This window comes from Microbacterium sp. NRRL B-14842 (assembly GCF_050470785.1).
Genome location: NZ_JBFLUM010000001.1, coordinates 861442 through 880168 on the forward strand (window position 1 = coordinate 861442; position 18727 = coordinate 880168).

Sequence of the window (18727 nt, forward strand, 5' to 3'; positions counted from 1 at the left end):
GCGGTTCCGATAGGCAGTGACGCACTCCGCCCGGATGTACCGTCTCGGCATGAGCGGCCTTACCTCGAGATCCACCTCACACCGTCGATGTCGGGCGGTAACCGAGTTGCAGCGTTCGTCTCGAGCTCTTCTACCAGGGGAATGAGGACTTCCCAGAGCGCCCAATGCTGCGGTGTACCCGTTTCTCCTGGTGTCTTGTTCTTACTGCGCATATGGGCCGGAAGTGGCGTACGCCAACCGAAGCGCGACCCGGCGGAGTCTGTAACGTGCAGCGTCAACGACTCGCCGTCGGCTTCCAGATGCGTCAACTCGAGTTCCGCCGGCACCACGATCGTCCCGTGCGCCTTATCCCATTCTTCGCGGACCGCTGAGAGAAAGGTCTCTGCATTCACGTCGCTACCCATGCGTAATGCTGCCCTTCATCCCGCAACGTTAATGACCCACTGGGGGCACACCGTGACGCCCATACAGTATGCCGTGATAAGTCCCTTTTGCTTGCCGTCGCTCATGCGGGCGTTCTCGATCACCACTTTCACTGTCATCGAGCGCTTCGGCTTGCAGGAACCGATCCAGCACTCCCATTCGATCGCGTCCGTCAAGTAAATGATGGAGGTGCCTTGAGTGACGCGGCCGCCGGTCGGCCTCGGGAACTTTGTGGTCTTCTTGATCATGTTGAGGTTGACATGATGCTTGTTCTGAACCTTGGTGAGACCCCACGTGGTTCCGTTGCCCGCGCGAGCAACGACCGGCTTTGCAATGTTATCGGTCCACGTCGAGACGATCCGATAGGCCGTGTCACCCGCGGCCATCGCTGCGCGGTCTTTTGCTGACCCACTCGGCATCTTGCTCGAGTCGTAAGGGGCAGCCAATGGAGTGTCCGAGGCCTCGAGGGATTCCACCTCGGCGATCTGGGCTTCTACGTCGGTTTGCGCGGCCGTGCCAGCGCTGTCTGTCGGCACGAAGCCGAATGTAGTGATCGTCGTCCGCTCGGACTCGTCGGGTGCTTTAGCCGCTGCCGGCGCGACGCCTGTTCCCAGCATCGCGACGATAGCAACCAACGCCATCCCTGCACGCCATCCCCACATCTCCGAACCCCCATCATCGCTATATGGCTCGCACCTGCGGGCCAGCGTCACAGTAACCTCGGAGCGATGAGGTGTCTGTCCCTTTTTGGGGGACACAAGACAAAAGACACAAGATGAGCCACTATGTGGCAGTCCATGAGGATCTGTCGGCGAGCACGTCATCGCGTCCGGGCGTGGACGTGTGGCGCCTCCGTGGCTAGGCGAGCTTCGGCATGGCGCGAGATGCACGCGAACAACACGGGTGCGCTCGGTGACTTCTGGCACGATCTGGCAAGCCGGCTCCGGCTCGGACAAAGACCGCCTCGAACTGGTGTCGCCGCGTGAGGGCGCGGGTCACCCGCACGGCCCTGTGGATAATGTCCGCGCCGCGGCAGGTCTTCGATGCACACTGGCCGCATGATCTCTCGTGCGCGCTCGATGCTCCGTGCCTTCCACGACGACGAACGGGGAGATGTCCCCGGCTGGGTCCTCGTCACCCTGATGACCGCGGGCCTCGTCGTGCTCATCTGGGCGGTCGCCGGGCCTGCGCTCACCTCCCTCTTCGAGCAGGCCATCCAGCGGGTCTCGGGGCTCTGACATGCGTGCGTCTGCGGGGATGACGGATGACCGCGGATCGAACCCGGTGGAGTTCGTGCTCGTCGGCACCCTGCTCACCGCGCTGACCCTCGCTGTGCTGCAGCTGGCGTTCGCGATCTACGTGCGCAACGTCGTCCACGATGCGGCCGTCGAAGGCGCGTACTACGCGGCGCTCGCCGACACGACCGCCAAGGAGGGGGAGGAACGGGCGCGCGAGGTCATCCGTCGCGCGATCGGCCCCTCCTACGCCGACGACATCACGGTCGCCTCGACGCGGCGGGAGGGACAGGAGACCGTGGAGGTCCGGGTCCGGACGACCCTCCCGGTGGTCGGCCTCATCGGTGTCCCTGCAGCCCTGCAGGTCGAAGCCTCCGCACCGGCGGAGTCGTTCGATGCGCGATGACGCAGGATCGAGCTCGCTGGAGTTCATCACGGTCGGGGTGATCCTGCTCGTGCCGCTGCTGTACCTCGTGATCGCTGTGGGTTCGGTGCAGGAGCAGTCGCTCGGCGTCGAGGCCGCGGCGCGGCAGGCCGCACGTGCCATCGCCTCGACACCTGACGTCGCAGGGGCCGCAGTCCGCGGGGAGCAGGTGCTGGACGGGATCGTCGCGGAGTACGGCATCGATCGCGGAGCGGTCGACGTCGCGGTGTCGTGTCGCCCCCGGGCATCGGCCTGTCCGGCGGCGGGAGCGACGGTGGTCGTCACGGTCTCGACGCGCGTGCCGCTGCCGCTCGTGCCGGGAGTGCTCGGACTCGACCAGGCGACGTCCGTCCCTGTGGAAGCCGTGTCGGTGCAGAAGGTCTCGCGACGCTGGAGCGGCGGATGAGCCGGCGCAGGCGCGACGGGGACAAGGACGGAAGGGGCGACGACGAGGGGAGCGTGCTGCTCCTCGTCCTCGGCTACCTGATCCTCGCGCTCGCCGTGCTGTTCGTGTGTGTCTGCGCCACCGACCTCTACCTCACCCAGAAGCGCCTGGACGGGCTCGCGGATGCGGCCGCGCTCGCCGGGGCGGACGGCTTCACGCTGCAGGTGGAGGGGGAGGTGCCGCGTGCGACGCTCACCGACGCGGGGGTGGCCGAGCAGGCGATGCCGCTCGTCCGTGACGCGGGGCTCGAGGCGACCGTCGTCGACGCGGGCACCCCGGACGGCGTGAGCGCGCGCGTCACCGTCGCGGCGATCTGGCATCCGCCGCTGCTCTCGCCGTTCGTGCCCGAGGGGGTGCCGCTGCAGGCGACGGCGACGAGCCGCACGGCGCTGCGCTAGCGACCGGGCGCTCAGTCCTCGGACGGGTCCGGCGTGCTCGGCGGCGTCCGGGGGACGAACCGGGGGATCCAGCGGAGGAACCCGGCGGCGCCGACGAGTCCGATCAGACCCATGGCCCCGGCCGCGAACGACAGGGAGGCGACCGCGGTGATGCCCGAGACGAGGAGCGGGGCGACCGCGCCACCGGCATCGGTCAGCGTGCGCCACGACCCGAGGAACGCGGCGGGGTCGTGCTTCGGGGCGACATCCGCTCCGAGGGTGAGGAGGATGCCGCTGGACAGCCCGTTGCCGACGCCGAGGACCGCGGCGAACATACCGAACCAGAGCACCGCGGAGTCGACGTCGTGCGTGACCGACAGGGCGAGGAACCCGGCACCCATCAACACCATCGCGGGCATCGCCGCCCAGAGCCGGCCGAAGCGGTCCATCACCTGGCCGCTGGCGTAGAAGAGGGCGAAGTCGATGGCTCCGGAGACGCCGACGACGAGGGCGATGGTCGAAGCGTCGAGGCCCAGCGAGAGTCCCCACAGCGGGAGGACGACCTGCCGTGCCGACCGCACCGCCGAGAGCGAGGCCGCGGCGAGTCCGAGCCGACCGAGCACTCCGCGCTGCCGCCACATCGTCTGGAAGATCCCGACCCGCTCGATGGTCGGGATCGACCCGCTCACGGCCTCGCCGCTGTCCTCCGCGAACCGGACGGTGGTCCGCAGCGGGGCGACGGTCTTCTCCGGATCCGGTCCGAAGAGCACGAGCACGACCATCACCACGAGGCAGGCGAGGAAGAACCAGATCGCGGCAGCCTCCGTGCCGAAGTGCTGCAGGAGGCCGGCGGAGACGAACGGGCCGATGAAGATGCCCAGGCGGAAGCTGCCGCCCAGCAGGGAGAGCGAGCGGGCGCGGAACGCCAGCGGCACCCGCGTGGTCATGAACGCGTGCCGGGCCAGCCCGAAGGCGGCTGCGCACAGGCCGAGGAGGAACACCGACGCCGCGAGGACCCCGAGTGACGGCGCGAAGACCATGCCGACGGCGGCGAGGATGGCGATGACGCCCGCGATGACCATCGTGAACCGCTCGCCGATGCGCCCCACGGCCCACCCGGCCGGGAGGTTGCCGCAGAGCTGGCCGACCACGAGCGCCGAGGCGACGAGGGCCGCGAAGGCGACGTCGGCACCCATCGACGCAGCGATGACCGGGATGAGCGGGATGACCGCACCTTCGCCGAGGGAGAAGAGGACGGTCGGCAGGTACACCATCGGCCCGAACTGGCGGAGGACCGTGGATGCGCTGCTCACGTCCCTCACGCTACTCCGGTCGGCGCGAAGGGCCGGACACGCCCGTCCCCGCGCGCGCGGGCGGCACGTTAGGCTGAGGTGTCATGCTCGAACTAGATCTCTCCGCCGAAATCCAGGCGCTCAGGCACACCTTCGGCGACATCAGCGAGGTCGTCGATGTCAACCGTCTCCGCGAGGACATCGCGCGTCTCAGCGAGGAGGCCGGCGCGCCCGACCTCTGGGACGACACCGAGAACGCCCAGAAGGTCACCAGCGCCCTGAGCCACCGCCAGTCGGAGCTCGCCCGCATCACCGGCATCGCCCAGCGCCTCGACGACCTCGAGGTGCTCGTCGACCTGGCGAACGAGATGGGCGACGAGGAGTCGGCGATCGAGGCGCGCAAGGAGCTGCAGACGCTCACCGACCTCATCAACCAGCTCGAGGTGCAGACGCTGCTCGACGGCGAGTACGACGAGCGCAGCGCGATCGTCACCATCCGCTCTGGCGCCGGCGGCGACGACGCCACCGACTTCGCCGAGATGCTCATGCGCATGTACCTGCGCTGGGCGGAGCGTCACAAGTACCCCGTCAAGGTGATGGACACCTCGTACGCGGAGGGCGCCGGTATCAAGTCGGCGACCTTCGAGATCGACGCGCCCTACGCCTTCGGCACGATCTCGGTCGAGGCCGGCACGCACCGCCTCGCGCGCATCAGCCCGTTCGGATCCGCGGACAAGCGCCAGACGTCTTTCGCCGCCGTCGAGGTCATCCCGCTCATGGAGGAGGCGACCGAGGTCGACATCCCCGAGAACGACATCCGGGTCGACGTCTTCCGCTCCTCCGGCCCCGGTGGACAGTCCGTCAACACGACCGACTCCGCCGTGCGCATCACCCACCTCCCGACCGGCATCGTCGTGTCGATGCAGAACGAGAAGTCGCAGATCCAGAACCGCGCCGCGGCCATGCGGGTGCTGCAGAACCGTCTCCTGCTGCTGCAGAAGGAGCAGGAGGCCGCCAAGAAGAAGGAGCTCGCCGGCAACATCACCGCGAGCTGGGGCGACCAGATGCGCTCCTACTTCCTCTACGGCCAGCAGCTCGTCAAGGACCTCCGCACGGGCCAGGAGTCCGGCAACCCCGCCGCCGTGTTCGACGGCGACCTCGACGACTTCATCTCGGCGGGCATCCGCTGGCGCAAGCGCAAAGACGAGGACTGACCCACACGACGAAGGCCCCGGGAGCTCCCGGGGCCTTCGTCGTGTGGTGCGGAAGGATCAGCGTGCCGACGCCTCGACGGTCACGCGGGCGACCTCCTGCAGCATCTCGTCCGTGATGACGATCACGTAGGACGGGCTTTCGGCGACGTCGAACGAGACGGTGCCCTCCGCCGTCGTCCCGGCGTTCTGCTCCGTGGACTCGAGCGTCGCGTCGCCGAAGATGTCGTAGTCGCCCTCGACGCCGTCGGCCGTCTCGACGGAGAAGTAGAGCGGGTTGACGTAGGTCGTCCCGTCGAGCGTCTCCCAGGCCACGTCGATCAACAGATAGCCGCCGTTGGCGGCCTCGAAGTCCGTGCCGTTGGTCGGTCCGAACGTGGCGGAACGGATGGTGACCTCGGCCGTGCCCTCGAGCTGCGGCACGGCGACCGGCTCGCCCAGCGTGCCCTCGGCGACCTCACCCGTACCCGCGTCGCCGGTGTCGTCGGTCTCCGGCGCCGGGCTCTGGCTCGTGCCGTCGTCGTAGTCGGGAAGCGTGACCGGGCGCACGGTGTTCGCGACGGCCAGCACGAAGAAGATGCTCACGACGATCGCGACGATGCCGCCGAGCACCGACACCCCGAGGCCGGTGATCCCCGGCCACTTGGTGCCCTTCAGGAACAGGGAGATGAGCGAGACGATGAACCCGGCCGCCAGGAGGAACCAGGCGAACGGGAGCGTCAGGGGGATGAACGCGAGGATGAGGCCGAGCGCGGCGATCCCGAGACCGACGAGGCCGAGCACCGACATCTTCTTCGGGCCGTCGGTGGCCGGTGCCTGGCCCGGATAGGCGGCCTGTCCGGGGTACGCGCCCTGTCCGGGGTACGCGCCCTGTCCGCCCGGTACCTGTCCCGGGTAGCCGCCGCCACTCTGCGAGCCCGGGTACGCACCCTGCGCCGGGTATCCGCCCTGGCCCTGATACGGCTTCTGGTCGGGGGAGAACGGTGCCGCGGGGGGATAGGCCGCCGTGCCGCCGTCGGTACCGGCCGGAGGGACGATCGGTGCCGCGCCGGGGAGGTCGTGCGCGCCGCTGGCGGGCGCCGTCCAGTCCTGCGCGGGCTCGGGAGCGACGATGAAGTCGGTCGCGGGCTCGTCCGGAGCGATCTCCCGTTCGGCGGCGACGGGTTCGGGTGTGGAGGGCTCCGCTGCGGCGGTCGGTTCCTCCGCCGGGGGAGCGCCGTCGGAAGTCGCCGCGGAGGCGCTCTCCGCGGAAGTGCTGTCCGCGCCCGCGTCCTCAGCCGCCGCAGCGGTGGTGTCCTCGGGCGTCGCGGTGGTCTCCGGCGCGAAGTGTTCGGTCCACTGCTGGCCGTCCCACCAGCGCAGGCGCCCGGAACCGTCGTCGTACCAGCCGGCAGGTGTCGTCATGGGGGTCCCCTCCGTGTGTGCGCTCGCGTGGTGGACGCGAATCGACACTCCATGTATAGCAGCGGGCGCGGACCTCGGTGGGCCGACGGGGGAGGAGGAAGAGCGGCACGGCGTGCCGCGCGGCGGGGTGTCGTGCCGGGGCGACGCCCGTGCCGCGCTTAGGCTCGAATCGCCATGATTCGGTTCGAGAACGTCACGAAACGCTACCGCGGGACGTCGAAGCCCGCCCTGTCCGGTGTCGACTTCGAGGTGCAGCGCGGGGAGTTCGTCTTCCTGGTCGGCGCCTCCGGGTCCGGCAAGTCCTCCTGTCTGCGCCTCATCCTCCGCGAGGACGTGCCGACGACGGGCCGTGTCGCCGTCCTCGGCCGCGACCTGAGGGCTCTGGCGAACCGTAAGGTGCCCTACTTCCGTCGGCACATCGGCTCGGTGTTCCAGGACTTCCGCCTGCTCCCGTCCAAGACCGTCCATCAGAACGTCGCCTTCACGCTGCAGGTCACCGGCTCGTCCCGGGGCTTCATCCAGCAGGCGGTTCCCGAGGCGCTCGCCCTCGTCGGGCTCGACGGCAAGGAGAAGCGCATGCCGCACGAGCTCTCCGGCGGCGAGCAGCAGCGCGTCGCGATCGCCAGGGCGCTCGTCAACCGTCCTCAGGTGCTGCTCGCCGACGAGCCCACCGGAAACCTCGACCCGGCGACCTCCGTCGACATCATGCAGCTGCTCGCCCGGATCAACGCGGGTGGCACGACAGTGCTCATGGCGACCCACGAGGCCGGGTTCGTCGACCAGATGCGCCGCCGCGTGATCGAGCTCCGTGACGGCGAGATGGTCCGCGACGAGGTGCACGGCGGATACGGCGACACCTCGAACATCCCGCGCCTGGTGCCGGAGGAGGTCCGCGGTGCCGCGGCCGCCGCAGCCCTCACGGCCGTGCAGGAGGTGCAGCGCCAGACCGCCGACCTCTCCGTGGTCCGCGCAGCCCTGGCGGAGGAGCTGGACGCCCAGCGCCGTGCCGCCGCCGCGTCTCCCGCGGTCACCAAGCCCGCCGCCGAACCCGCTCCGCAGGTGGTCGAGCCGCCGGAGCCCTCACGGGAGCCCGGCGTGGTCGAACCACCGGACGTCGTGCAGCCGCCGGCCGCGCCGCAGCCCGCTGCCGAGCGTCTCGCGCCCGCCGGTCCGCGCACGCATCCGATCGTGATCCCGGAGGTGGACGTCGCCGAGCTCGGCGTCGCCGACCGCCTCGGGCTGTCCGACCAGGACGACGAGGAAGTGGGCCCGACCTCATGAGAATCGGCCTGATCCTGACCGAGGCCCTCGTCGGCCTGCGGCGCAACATCTCGATGGTCATCTCCGTCGTGCTCGTCACCTTCGTGTCGCTGACGTTCGTCGGCGCCGCGATCCTCATGCAGTCCCAGATCGGCGTCATGCGCGGCTACTGGGCCGAGCGCGCCCAGGTGGCCGTCTACATGTGCTCCGCGGTGTCGGAGTCGGACACCTGCGTCGACGGCGCGGCGAGCGAGGAGCAGGTCGCCGCCGTGCGCGCCCAGCTCGAGGGCGACGCGTTGTCGCCGCTCATCAGCTCCATGACCTTCGACACGAAGGAGGAGACCTACGCCAAGCTCGTCGAGCAGGTCGGGGAGGAGCAGGCCAGCGTGCTCTCGCCCGATCAGGCGTTCGAGGTCTTCTTCGTCACGATGAAGGACCCGGGCCAGTCGCAGGTCCTCGCCGAGGCGTTCAACGGCCAAGCCGGAGTGGAACAGGTCCAGGACCAGCTCCAATACCTCGAACCGCTGTTCTCCGCGCTCACCGTGGCGACCTACATCGCCGTCGGCATCGCCGTCCTCATGCTCATCGCCGCGACGCTTCTGATCGCCACCACCATCCGCTTGTCCGCCTATGCGCGGCGGAAGGAGATCGGGATCATGCGCCTGGTCGGCGCCTCGAACCGCTTCATCCAGACGCCGTTCGTGCTGGAGGGCGTCTTCGCCGCGTTGCTGGGCTCGGCTCTCGCGAGCGCGGCGGTCGTCGCCGGCATGCACTTCGGCGTGAACGGCTATCTCCGCGGACGGGTGCCGTTCATCACGACGTGGGTGACCATGCAGGACGCGATCCTCGTGGTGCCGGTCCTCGTCGGGATCGGCGTCGTGCTCGCGGCGCTCTCGGCCGGCTTCGCGATCCGGCGTTGGCTGCGCACCTGATACCCTGAAAGGCTGCTCGACCGATCCGCTGTCGAGCCGTCCACAGCACCACAGCACAGGAGATCATCATGCCCAGGGAACGCGGGGAGAAGGTCATCGCGACCAATCGTCGCGCGCGTCACGACTACAACATCGAGAAGTCGTACGAGGCGGGGATGGTGCTCACCGGCACCGAGGTGAAGTCGCTCCGTCAGGGGCGCGCGAACCTCAGCGACGGGTACGCGTTCGTGAAGGGCAACGAGGTCTTCCTCGATGCCGTGCACATCCCGGAGTACTCGCAGGGGCACTGGACGAACCACTCGGCCAAGCGCATCCGCAAGCTGCTCCTGCACCGGGAGGAGATCGCGAAGCTCGCTCACGCCGTCTCCGCGGGCGGGTACACGCTCATCCCGCTCAAGCTGTACTTCTCGGACGGTCGCGCCAAGGTCGAGATCGCCCTCGCGAAGGGCAAGCGCGAGTACGACAAGCGCCAGACCCTCCGTGAGCGTCAGGACACCCGCGAGGCCGAGCGCGCGATGCGCCTGCGCAACAGGGTCGGCGAGTAGCCCGAGCCGGCTCAGAGGCTCGGCGTGAAGCCGAACACCCGGCCGAGGAACGCGAGCTCCCGCTCCAGCGCGTCGACGATGGTCTCCGCGCTGCGGAACCCGTGGCCCTCGCCCGGGTACAGCACGTAGTCGTGGTCGATGCCGTTCGCCGCCAGAGCGTCGCGGATGGCCTCGGACTGGGACGGCGGCACGACGCGGTCCTCCTCGCCCTGCAGCAGCAGCACCGGAACGTCGATGCGGTCGGCGTGCGTCAGGGGCGAGCGCTCGATGTAGACGTCCTCGGCCGCGGGGAGCGGACCCACGAGGCCGTCGAGGTACGACGCCTCGAAGTCGTGGGTCTCGGCGGCGAGCAGCCGGAGATCCGCGACACCGTAGCGGCTGATGCCGGCCGCGAACGTGCCGCCCCGGACGAGTGCGGAGAGCACCGTCCAGCCGCCGGCCGAGCCCCCGCGGATGGCGATGCGGGTGGAGTCTGCCAACCCGGCGTCCGCGAGGCCGCGGGCCGCCGCGATCACGTCGTCCACGTCGACGATGCCCCACTGTCCCTGCAGACGGTCGCGGTAGGCGCGTCCATATCCCGTCGATCCGCCGTAGTTGACGTCGAGGACCCCGATGCCCCGGCTCGTGAAGAACGCGATGGAGGCGGAGGCCGCACCGGTGACATGGGCGGTCGGACCGCCGTGCACGAGCACGATGTAGGGCGGCAGCTCCCCGTCGGCGCCGCGGGGGTCTCCGGGCGCGGCGGGCGGATACGCGAACGCGTGCACGGGGCCGTGTGCCCCTTCCACGACGATCTGCTGCGCCCCCGGCATCCAGTCCTCGTCGACCGGAGCGCCACCGGTGATGGTCTCGACGGTCCCACTGTCGACATCGACGCACCAGATGCCTGAGGTCACGCGCGAGCCGTCTCCGCTGAGCAGCACGCGGGAGCCGGCGACGTCGTCCACGCTGAGGTGCCCGTCGCCCGGCACCGTGATCGCCCGGGTCTCGCCGTCCGCGGACACGAGCTGCACCTCGTCGCGTCCATTCGTGCGCACCGCCACGAGGCGCCCGTCGGCCAGGACCTGGAACCAGCGGTTGCCGAGCACCCAGAGGCCGTATCCGGTATCCGCGTCCGACGAGCTCAGCGCGCGCGAGGCGCCGAGCCGGAGGCCGTCCAGTGCGAGGTGCTGGAGCTGCCAGCGCCCTGAAGCGTCGTCGGCGAACACGAGCGCGTCGTCGCCGCGCCACTCCGGCTGCAGGGCCGCGGAGGTGGGGACGCGGGTGACGGTCCCGCCGTCCACCGCCCCGATGGCGAGGGCGGCACTCTCCCACGGCATGCTGTCCGCCTGCCACTCGACCCAGGCCACCCGGCTGCCGTCCGGCGAGAGAGCGGGGTGGGCGAAGAATCCGGTGCCCTCCGCGATCACGCGCACCGCAGCCGCTTCGTCGGCGGCCGAGCCGTCCACGGGGATCTCCACGATCGCGCGGCGGTGCGGGGCGGCCGAGAGGTCTTCGCGGACCGCAAGCAGGCGGCCGCTCTGCACGCGCAGCCCGCCGTACGACGGGCCGGCGGCGGTGAGGGGGCGCGGCTCCGCGCCGCGGTCCATGCGGTGCACACGCTGGTCGGCGCCGGAGACGAAGTACAGGGTGTCGCCGTCGACGGTCCAGGCACCGCCCCCGTACTCGTGCACGCGGGAGCGGGCGCTCCAGGGTGCCGGGAGGATCTCCGCCCCCGTCGAGCTGCGCACCGTGACGCGTCCGCCCTCGGCGGGCACGGACTCGGCCCACCACACCTCATCGCCGACGAAGCGTGCTCCGTCGATGCGGGGAGCCGCTCCGGCGACGGCGGCGGCGGTGAAGGGGGAAGCCCAGGAGCCGAACGGTGAGGACATGCGTCGAGCCTACGGGCGGTGACACACGACGTCACACTCGTGCGGCGGGCCGAGGGCGTGTTCTAGGTTTCTGGAAACGCCCGGTTGATCCCGGACGTGGAGCGACAGCCGAGCCCGGCACCCGCCCGCGAACGACGTGCTCTTCGTCGTGCGCGGACCCCGGCCCCTGTCCCCAGGAGAGAAGATGTCTTCCCCGTTCGACGCCTCCCGCGCCTCCCGCGTGCCGTTCTCCTTCGAGCTGTATCCGCCCCGCTCGGAGTCGAGCGAGGAGGCCCTGCACGAGACCGTCCGTCACCTCGCCGCGGCCGGACCCGCGTTCCTCTCGGTGACCTATGGCGCCGGCGGCTCGACCGGGGGACGCTCGCTCGACGTGCTGCGGTTCATCCGCGAGCACACCGACGTCGAGCCCCTCGCCCATCTCACGTGCGTCGGCAACACCTATGCCGGGGCCACGGCGCTCATCCGGGAGTTCCTCGACGCCGGGATCCTCCGCTTCCTCGCCCTCCGCGGCGATCCGCCCGCGGGCCGGACGGAGCCCTTCCTCGGCGACCTGGAGAGCGCGGCTCAGCTCGTGCAGCTCATCGATCGCGTCCAGGCCGAACGCGCTCCGTACCAGGAGTCCCCGGTCCCCGGCCTTCCCGGAGCCGCGCTGGTGGGCCCCCGGCAGAAGGTCGACATCGCGGTCGCGGCCTTCCCGAAGGGGCACCCGCGGGCCACGCACCGCACCCAGGACGTGGAGGCTCTGCTCGCCAAGCAGGCGGCGGGGGCGACCTTCGCCATCACCCAGCTCTTCTTCCACCCGGACGACTACCTCGCCTTCGTGGAGCGAGCTCGAGCGGGCGGCGTCACCATCCCGATCCTTCCCGGCATCATGCCGATCACCTCACCTGCCCGGCTGGCCCGGGTGCTGGAGCTCACGGGGGAAGACCTGCCGAGCGAGCTCTCGGTCGCCCTCGACGTCGAGCCCACCGCCGAGGGGCGCCGGGAGATCGGGATCTCGTGGGCCGCGCGCCTCGCCGCCGACGTCGTCGCCGGCGGCGCCCCCGGCGTCCACCTGTACGCCTTCAACCAGCACGAGACCGTCCTGACCGTCCTCGCCGAAGCCGGCATCGTCCCGGCGCTCCGGCACTAGTCCCCGCCGAAAGGAAACATCATGACCGCATTCCCCGAGGGCACCATCCTCGGCTATCCCCGCATCGGCCGCCGCCGCGAGCTCAAGAAGGCCGTCGAGGCGTTCTGGGCGGGCCGCATCGACGAGCAGGAGCTGGAGCGGACGGCAGCGGACCTGCGCGCGGCGACCCGTGAACGCCTGGCCGCCCTCGGCCTCGGTCGCACGGACTCGTCGATCCCGGAGTCCTTCTCGTTCTACGACCAGGTCCTCGACGCCGCCGCCACGGTCGGCGCCATCCCCGCGCGCTTCGACGACCTGCGGGAGGCGGACGGGACGATCGGACTCTCCGCACTGTTCACCGTCGCCCGCGGCGAGGGGGAGCGCGCGCCGCTGGAGATGACGAAGTGGTTCGATTCGAACTACCACTACCTCGTGCCGGAGATCGGCCCGGAGACGGTGTTCTCCCTCGCCAGCGACCGGCTGGTGCGCGAGGTCGCCGAGGCCGCGGCCGCCGGATTCGTCACGCGTCCCGTGGTCGTCGGACCGGTCACGCTGCTGGCGCTCGCGAAGGCGTCGGACGACGCGCCGGAGGGCTTCGAGCCGCTCTCGCGTCTGGAGGACGTGCTGCCGGTCTACGTCGATCTGCTCGCCCGCCTGCGCGCCGCGGGTGCCGAGTGGGTGCAGCTCGACGAGCCCGCGCTCGTCAGCGAGTCGCTGCCGGCCACGACCGCCCAGCTCGCCTCGGCGGCGGAGCGCGCGCTCGCGGTGCTGGGCAGCGCCGAGGAACGCCCCTCGATCCTCGTCGCGGCCCCGTATGCGAGCCTCGGCGAGACGTTCGGGACCGTGGCCGCGGCCCCCATCGAGGCGATCGCCGTCGATCTCGTGCGCGGTGCCGTCCCGGAGGCGGTGCCTGGCCTCGAGGGCAAGACCCTCGTCGGCGGTGTGATCGACGGTCACAACATCTGGCGTGGCGACCTCTCCGCGGCGTTCGACTCCCTGGAGGCGCTCCGCGCGCTCGGTGCTCCGGTGTCCGCGGCCACCTCGACCTCGCTGCTGCACGTGCCGCACGACGTGCAGGACGAGACCGCGCTCGACGAGCGCCTGGTGTCCTGGCTCGCGTTCGCGGACCAGAAGGTGCAGCAGGTCGTGACCCTCGCCCGCGGTCTGTCCGAAGGGCGCACGGCGATCGCGACCGAGCTGGACGCCGCGACCGCTGCGCTGCAGGATCGCCTGAGCGCTCCCGGCGTGCGCGACGGTGCGGTGCGTTCCCGTGCGCTGACCGACGCCGACTTCGCCCGTGCTCCGTACGCGGAGCGGGAAGAGGCGCAGAATGTCCTCGGCCTGCCGGTGCTGCCCCTGACGACGATCGGCTCCTTCCCGCAGACCGGAGACATCCGCCGCGCACGCGCGCAGTTCCTCCGCGGCGAGATCCCCGAGGACGACTACGAGGAGTTCCTCCGCCGTGAGGTCGCCGCGGTCGTCTCCCTGCAGGAGGACCTCGGCCTCGACGTCCTCGTGCACGGCGAACCCGAGCGGAACGACATGGTGCAGTACTTCGCCGAGCACCTCGACGGCTTCGCGGTCACGCAGCACGGCTGGGTGCAGTCGTACGGCTCGCGAGCCACGCGTCCGTCGATCCTCTGGGGCGATGTCTCCCGCCCGGCGCCCATCACGGTCGCCTGGTCGGCATACGCCCAGTCGCTCACCGCGAAGCACATGAAGGGGATGCTCACGGGGCCGGTCACCATCCTCGCGTGGTCCTTCGTCCGCGACGACCAGCCTCTGGGGGAGACCGCGAACCAGGTCGCGCTCGCCCTCCGCGACGAGATCGCCGATCTGGAGGCCGCGGGCATCCAGGTGATCCAGGTCGACGAGCCGGCGCTGCGCGAGCTGCTGCCGCTGAAGCAGACCGACCAGCCCACGTACCTGGACTGGTCCGTCGCCTCGTTCCGTCTGGCGACGGGCGGTGCCGCGGCGGCCACGCAGGTGCACACCCACCTCTGTTACTCGGAGTTCGGCGTCGTGATCGACGCGATCCGTGCGCTCGACGCCGACGTGACGTCGATCGAGGCGGCCCGCAGCCGCATGGAGGTCGTCGCGGACATCGCCGAGGTCGGCTTCGACCACGGCATCGGCCCCGGTGTCTACGACATCCACTCGCCGCGTGTGCCGACGGTCGAGGAGGTCGAGTCCCTGCTGCGTCGCGCGGTCGAGGAGATCCCGCTCCGTCAGCTCTGGGTGAACCCGGACTGCGGCCTGAAGACCCGCGGCTACGCCGAGACCACGGCATCGCTGCGGAACATCGTCGAGGCCACCCGCCGGGTGCGCGAGGACGTGGTGGTCACCGCCTGACACTCCTGCTCAGCGAAACGACGAAGGCCCTCCCGGTGCACCGGGAGGGCCTTCGTCGTGTGTCTCAGACGGCGCGCATGACCGCGACGACCTTGCCGAGCACGACGGCTTCGTCGCCCAGGATCGGCTCGAACGCGGAGTTGCGGGGGAGCAGCCAGGTGTGGCCGTCGCGACGACGAAGCACCTTGACGGTGGCCTCGCCGTCGAGCATGGCGGCGACGATCTCACCGTTCTCCGCGGTGTTCTGCGACCGGACCACGACCCAGTCCCCGTCGCAGATCGCGGCGTCGATCATCGACTCGCCGGAGACCTTGAGCATGAAGAGGTCGCCTTTGCCGACGAGCTGCCGGGGGAGCGGGAAGATCTCCTCCACCTGCTGATCGGCGGTGATGGGCACGCCGGCGGCGATGCGGCCGACCAGCGGGACCAGGGCGGCGTCGCCGACCGGGGTCGCCACATCCGCGGGGTTCTCCGCACCGGTGCCGGGAAGGTCGATGAGGACCTCCATGGCGCGCGTCTTGCCCGGGTCGCGCCGCAGGTAGCCGCTGAGCTCGAGCTGACCGAGCTGGTGCGTGACGCTGGACAGCGACTTGAGTCCGACGGCATCGCCGATCTCGCGCATGCTCGGCGGGTAGCCGTTCTGTGCGATGGAGCCCTGGATGACCTCGAGGATCGCCATCTGCTTCGGACTGAGGCTCTTGCGACGGCGGGTGCGCGGCGCCTCGGACTCGAGGGCTGAGGTGTCGCTCATGGTGCTCCTTCACTGCGTGATCCGACGTGCCGCTTCGAATGTCGGTGGCCCGTGGTGGGGTGTCCTTATCGAAACCGTATCCGAGAAAAGCGCGGATCTGGAAGATCTGTTCGAGCGTGTCGGGCGATTCGCGGGCCGCGGTTTCGAAGACAGCTTGACAGATGTTCGAACTCGAAGATATCTTCGGAACGTAGCTTCGCATCCACGGCTCCCGGCCGAGGCGCGGATGCGAAAGCTACGCCAACCTCCCCGGGCTCCGGCGCCGGGACAGTAAGGAGCAGACATGAGCAGCATCAGCCTCAGCACCGCGACCGCCTTCCCGGCATCGGCCCGTCCGGCCACCCGGCTGCGGATCACGGCACGCGGTCGCCGCGCTCTGCTCGCGCTCGCCTCGGTCCCGCTCGCGGCGGGCATCGCCTTCGCCGCCATCAGCGGGGGTAGTGCGATCGCCTCCGGCGCGGACGCACCGGCCGTCTCCGTCGAGACCGTCACGGTCATGCCCGGCGACACCCTCTGGTCGATCGCGAGCAGCATCGCCCCCGAGGCCGACCCACGCGAGGTCATCGGTGAGATCAGCCGCATGAATCTCCTGCGCGGCGGCGAGCTGCAGGTCGGTCAGGAGCTCGCGCTCCCGGCCCGCTACACCGACTGACGCGGAGCCCGAGTCTTCCGATCCGGTCGTCACGATGACCTCGGCTCTCCGTGCTCCTCTTAAGATGGGAAGGGTGACCTTCTCCCTCAACGATCTCCCGCTCCGCGACGATCTGCGCGGACTCACCCCGTACGGCGCGCCCCAGGCCCCGCTGCCGGTGGCTCTGAACGTGAACGAGAACACGCATCCCGTTCCCGACGAGGTCGCGAGCGACATCCTCGATGACATCGCCGTGGCGATCCGGGACGTGAACCGGTACCCGGATCGTGAGTTCACGACGCTGCGGGAGGCCTTCGCCGACTACCTGGGTCACGGCCTCACGCCGGAGCAGATCTGGGCGGGAAACGGCTCCAACGAGGTGCTGCAGCACATCTTCCAGGCTTTCGGCGGTCCGGACCGCACGGCATTCGGCTTCGGCCCGACGTACTCGATGTACCCGCTCATCGCGAAGGGCACAGGGGCGTCGTGGATCGCCGGCACCCGGCAGCCGGACTACACCGTCACCGCGGAGGAGGCGGCGGAGCAGGTCCGTGCGGCCGACCCGGACATCGTGATCCTCTGCTCGCCGAACAATCCGACGGGCACGCCGCTGGGGCTCGACGTGGTGGAGGCCGTCTACGACGCCGCCCGTGGCGTGGTGATCGTCGACGAGGCCTATCAGGAGTTCGCGCCGCGCGATGCCCCGTCTGCACTGACTCTGCTGGAGGGCCGGCCGCGGCTGGCGGTCTCCCGCACCATGAGCAAGGCCTTCGCCTTCGCCGGTGCCCGCGTCGGCTACCTCGCCGCCGACCCCGCGTTCATCGACGCGCTGCGTCTGGTGCGCCTGCCCTACCACCTGAGCGCCCTGACGCAGGCGGCGGCCGTCGCCGCGCTCCGCAATGCCGACGTCATGCTCGGGATGGTGCAGGAGATCGTGGAGCAGCGCGACCGGATCACGGCCACGCTGGAGGCCCTCGGCTACACGCCCCACCTCTCGTGGTCCAACTTCGTGCTGTTCGGCGGCGTCGCGGACCCGCAGGCCACCTGGCAGCAGCTCTACGATCGCGGCGTGCTCGTCCGTGACGTCGGCATCCCCGGTCACCTGCGGGTGAGTGCCGGTACGGAGGCGGAGACCACGGCGTTCCTGGACGCCCTGGCCTCGATAGGATCGGCATCATGACCATCCCCGCGCCCACCGCACGCACCGCGAGCCGCGTGCGCAGCACGTCGGAGTCCACCGTCGAGGTCGAGCTCAACCTGGACGGTACCGGCGCGAGCCGCATCGACACCTCGGTGCCGTTCTTCGACCACATGCTCACGGCGTTCGCGAAGCACTCGCTGACGGATCTCACCGTGCGGGCGTCCGGCGACACCCACATCGACGCGCACCACACCGTGGAAGACATCTCGATCGTGCTCGGTCAGGCGATCCTCGCCGCGCTCGGGGACAAGTCCGGCATCTCCCGCTACGGCGACGCCCTCGTCCCCCTGGACGAGGCGCTCGCGCAGGCGGTCGTCGACATCTCCGGTCGCCCGTACCTCGTGCACGAGGGTGAACCCGCGGGCTTCGAGCACCACCTGATCGGCGGGCACTTCACCGGATCGCTCGTCCGGCACGTCTTCGAAGCCATCACCTTCAACGCCGCCCTCACCGTGCACGTCCGGGTCCTGGGCGGGCGCGACCCGCACCACATCGCCGAGGCCGAGTTCAAGGCGTTCGCGCGGGCGTTCCGTCAGGCGAAGGCGCTGGATCCCCTCGTCGACGGCATCCCGTCCACCAAGGGAGCCTTGTGAGCGCCGCGCCCCGGGTCGCCGTCTTCGACTACGAATCCGGCAACGTCCACTCCGCGGTCAAGGCGCTCGTCGCCGCGGGAGCCGACGCCGTCCTCACGCGCGACCGCACCGAGGCGCTCGAGGCCGACGGGTTCGTCGTGCCCGGCGTCGGAGCCTTCCAGGCCGTGCGGGACGCCCTGCAGGCTCACGGCGGTGACGAGATCATCGGCCGTCGTCTCGCGGGCGGTCGACCGGTGCTGGGTATCTGCGTCGGCATGCAGGTGCTCTTCGAGCACGGCGTCGAGCGCGGGCACGACGCCGCGGGCCTCGGCGAGTGGCCGGGCGCCGTGACGGAGCTCAACGCCCCTGTCCTGCCGCACATGGGCTGGAACACCGTGGAACCGGGGGAGGACACCGTCCTGTTCCGCGGGATCGAGCAGGAGCGCTTCTACTTCGTGCACTCCTATGCGGCGCAGTCCTGGGAGCTCGATGTGATCCCGCCGTTCCCCCAGCCCGTGCTCACCTGGGCGACCTACGGCGGTCCCTTCCTCGCGGCCGTGGAGAACGGCCCGCTCTCGGCGACGCAGTTCCACCCCGAGAAGTCCGGAGACGCCGGCATCCAGCTGCTCCGGAACTGGGTGCAGAGCCTCTGATCCGGGGCCGCGTCGGCGCCGGGCGTCATGCGGT

General features: G+C 70.3%; 20 protein-coding genes. 14 read left to right on the forward strand and 6 right to left on the reverse strand.

Annotated features, from left to right (window positions below; all coding sequences use genetic code 11):
* Window positions 1-59: 59 nt before the first annotated feature.
* On the reverse strand, window positions 60-392 hold the full coding sequence (locus AB1285_RS04370; RefSeq protein ID WP_280568796.1) for a hypothetical protein: 333 nt from the start codon (window positions 390-392) through the stop codon (window positions 60-62).
* Window positions 393-419: 27 nt separating this feature from the next.
* Window positions 420-1064 carry a hypothetical protein gene (locus AB1285_RS04375; RefSeq protein WP_292795644.1) on the reverse strand — a complete coding sequence of 215 codons (645 nt, stop codon included), beginning with the start codon at window positions 1062-1064 and terminating at the stop codon, window positions 420-422.
* 417 nt (window positions 1065-1481) lie between these two features.
* On the opposite strand from AB1285_RS04375, the gene AB1285_RS04380 reads away from it, so the two are divergent.
* From AB1285_RS04380 to AB1285_RS04395, 4 genes are read left to right on the forward strand one after another with little or no spacing between them, the layout of a single operon-like run.
* Complete coding sequence (locus AB1285_RS04380; RefSeq protein ID WP_075245484.1) at window positions 1482-1661, forward strand: hypothetical protein; 180 nt, start codon at window positions 1482-1484, stop codon at window positions 1659-1661.
* Window positions 1662-1680: 19 nt separating this feature from the next.
* Window positions 1681-2064: a TadE/TadG family type IV pilus assembly protein gene (locus tag AB1285_RS04385; RefSeq protein WP_370428496.1), complete on the forward strand. Its 384-nt coding sequence runs from the start codon at window positions 1681-1683 to the stop codon at window positions 2062-2064.
* The gene (locus tag AB1285_RS04390; RefSeq protein ID WP_292795634.1) at window positions 2054-2488 is read left to right on the forward strand and encodes a TadE family protein; all 435 of its coding nucleotides are present in this window, start codon (window positions 2054-2056) and stop codon (window positions 2486-2488) included. Before AB1285_RS04385 ends, AB1285_RS04390 begins: the two co-directional genes overlap by 11 nt.
* On the forward strand, window positions 2485-2925 hold the full coding sequence (locus AB1285_RS04395; protein ID WP_292795631.1) for a pilus assembly protein TadG-related protein: 441 nt from the start codon (window positions 2485-2487) through the stop codon (window positions 2923-2925). The genes AB1285_RS04390 and AB1285_RS04395 overlap by 4 nt, the downstream gene beginning before the upstream one ends.
* Window positions 2926-2936: 11 nt before the next feature.
* On the opposite strand, the gene AB1285_RS04400 is transcribed toward AB1285_RS04395, so the two are convergent.
* Window positions 2937-4178 carry an MFS transporter gene (locus AB1285_RS04400; protein WP_370428514.1) on the reverse strand — a complete coding sequence of 414 codons (1242 nt, stop codon included), beginning with the start codon at window positions 4176-4178 and terminating at the stop codon, window positions 2937-2939.
* A 122-nt stretch (window positions 4179-4300) separates the two neighbouring features.
* On the opposite strand from AB1285_RS04400, the gene prfB reads away from it, so the two are divergent.
* Window positions 4301-5410, forward strand: a complete 1110-nt coding sequence (gene prfB, locus AB1285_RS04405; protein ID WP_187661893.1) for a peptide chain release factor 2 — start codon at window positions 4301-4303, stop codon at window positions 5408-5410.
* Window positions 5411-5467: 57 nt separating this feature from the next.
* Here the strand turns inward: prfB and AB1285_RS04410 are convergent, their stop codons facing one another.
* Entirely contained in the window at window positions 5468-6811 is a 1344-nt protein-coding gene (locus tag AB1285_RS04410) for a DUF2510 domain-containing protein (RefSeq protein ID WP_292795626.1), read from the reverse strand.
* A gap of 174 nt (window positions 6812-6985) precedes the next feature.
* On the opposite strand from AB1285_RS04410, the gene ftsE reads away from it, so the two are divergent.
* From ftsE to smpB, 3 genes are all read left to right on the forward strand, one after another.
* Window positions 6986-8092 (forward strand): cell division ATP-binding protein FtsE, encoded by a 1107-nt coding sequence (gene ftsE, locus AB1285_RS04415; protein ID WP_292795623.1) that lies wholly within the window; start codon window positions 6986-6988, stop codon window positions 8090-8092.
* Window positions 8089-9003 (forward strand): permease-like cell division protein FtsX, encoded by a 915-nt coding sequence (ftsX, locus tag AB1285_RS04420; RefSeq protein WP_187661891.1) that lies wholly within the window; start codon window positions 8089-8091, stop codon window positions 9001-9003. Before ftsE ends, ftsX begins: the two co-directional genes overlap by 4 nt.
* A 68-nt stretch (window positions 9004-9071) precedes the next feature.
* Window positions 9072-9548 (forward strand): SsrA-binding protein SmpB, encoded by a 477-nt coding sequence (gene smpB, locus AB1285_RS04425; RefSeq protein ID WP_050722832.1) that lies wholly within the window; start codon window positions 9072-9074, stop codon window positions 9546-9548.
* Window positions 9549-9559: 11 nt separating this feature from the next.
* Here the strand turns inward: smpB and AB1285_RS04430 are convergent, their stop codons facing one another.
* Complete coding sequence (locus AB1285_RS04430; RefSeq protein WP_292795614.1) at window positions 9560-11422, reverse strand: prolyl oligopeptidase family serine peptidase; 1863 nt, start codon at window positions 11420-11422, stop codon at window positions 9560-9562.
* A gap of 184 nt (window positions 11423-11606) precedes the next feature.
* Here AB1285_RS04430 and AB1285_RS04435 point away from each other — a divergent pair, with 184 nt between their 5' ends.
* Window positions 11607-12554 (forward strand): methylenetetrahydrofolate reductase, encoded by a 948-nt coding sequence (locus AB1285_RS04435; protein ID WP_292795611.1) that lies wholly within the window; start codon window positions 11607-11609, stop codon window positions 12552-12554.
* A gap of 21 nt (window positions 12555-12575) precedes the next feature.
* Window positions 12576-14885 carry a 5-methyltetrahydropteroyltriglutamate--homocysteine S-methyltransferase gene (gene metE / locus AB1285_RS04440; RefSeq protein ID WP_370428497.1) on the forward strand — a complete coding sequence of 770 codons (2310 nt, stop codon included), beginning with the start codon at window positions 12576-12578 and terminating at the stop codon, window positions 14883-14885.
* 64 nt (window positions 14886-14949) lie between these two features.
* On the opposite strand, the gene lexA is transcribed toward metE, so the two are convergent.
* Complete coding sequence (lexA, locus tag AB1285_RS04445; protein WP_259954186.1) at window positions 14950-15636, reverse strand: transcriptional repressor LexA; 687 nt, start codon at window positions 15634-15636, stop codon at window positions 14950-14952.
* A 283-nt stretch (window positions 15637-15919) separates the two neighbouring features.
* Between lexA and AB1285_RS04450 the strand changes: the two genes are divergently transcribed.
* The 4 genes from AB1285_RS04450 to hisH all read left to right on the forward strand — a co-directional run bounded on the left by AB1285_RS04450 (window position 15920) and on the right by hisH (window position 18693).
* Window positions 15920-16288 carry a LysM peptidoglycan-binding domain-containing protein gene (locus AB1285_RS04450; protein ID WP_187661886.1) on the forward strand — a complete coding sequence of 123 codons (369 nt, stop codon included), beginning with the start codon at window positions 15920-15922 and terminating at the stop codon, window positions 16286-16288.
* A gap of 64 nt (window positions 16289-16352) precedes the next feature.
* Window positions 16353-17447 carry a histidinol-phosphate transaminase gene (locus AB1285_RS04455; RefSeq protein WP_370428498.1) on the forward strand — a complete coding sequence of 365 codons (1095 nt, stop codon included), beginning with the start codon at window positions 16353-16355 and terminating at the stop codon, window positions 17445-17447.
* The gene (gene hisB, locus AB1285_RS04460) at window positions 17444-18061 is read left to right on the forward strand and encodes an imidazoleglycerol-phosphate dehydratase HisB (RefSeq protein WP_370428499.1); all 618 of its coding nucleotides are present in this window, start codon (window positions 17444-17446) and stop codon (window positions 18059-18061) included. The genes AB1285_RS04455 and hisB overlap by 4 nt, the downstream gene beginning before the upstream one ends.
* Complete coding sequence (gene hisH / locus AB1285_RS04465; protein ID WP_259954184.1) at window positions 18058-18693, forward strand: imidazole glycerol phosphate synthase subunit HisH; 636 nt, start codon at window positions 18058-18060, stop codon at window positions 18691-18693. Before hisB ends, hisH begins: the two co-directional genes overlap by 4 nt.
* The last annotated feature ends 34 nt before the right edge of the window (window positions 18694-18727 follow it).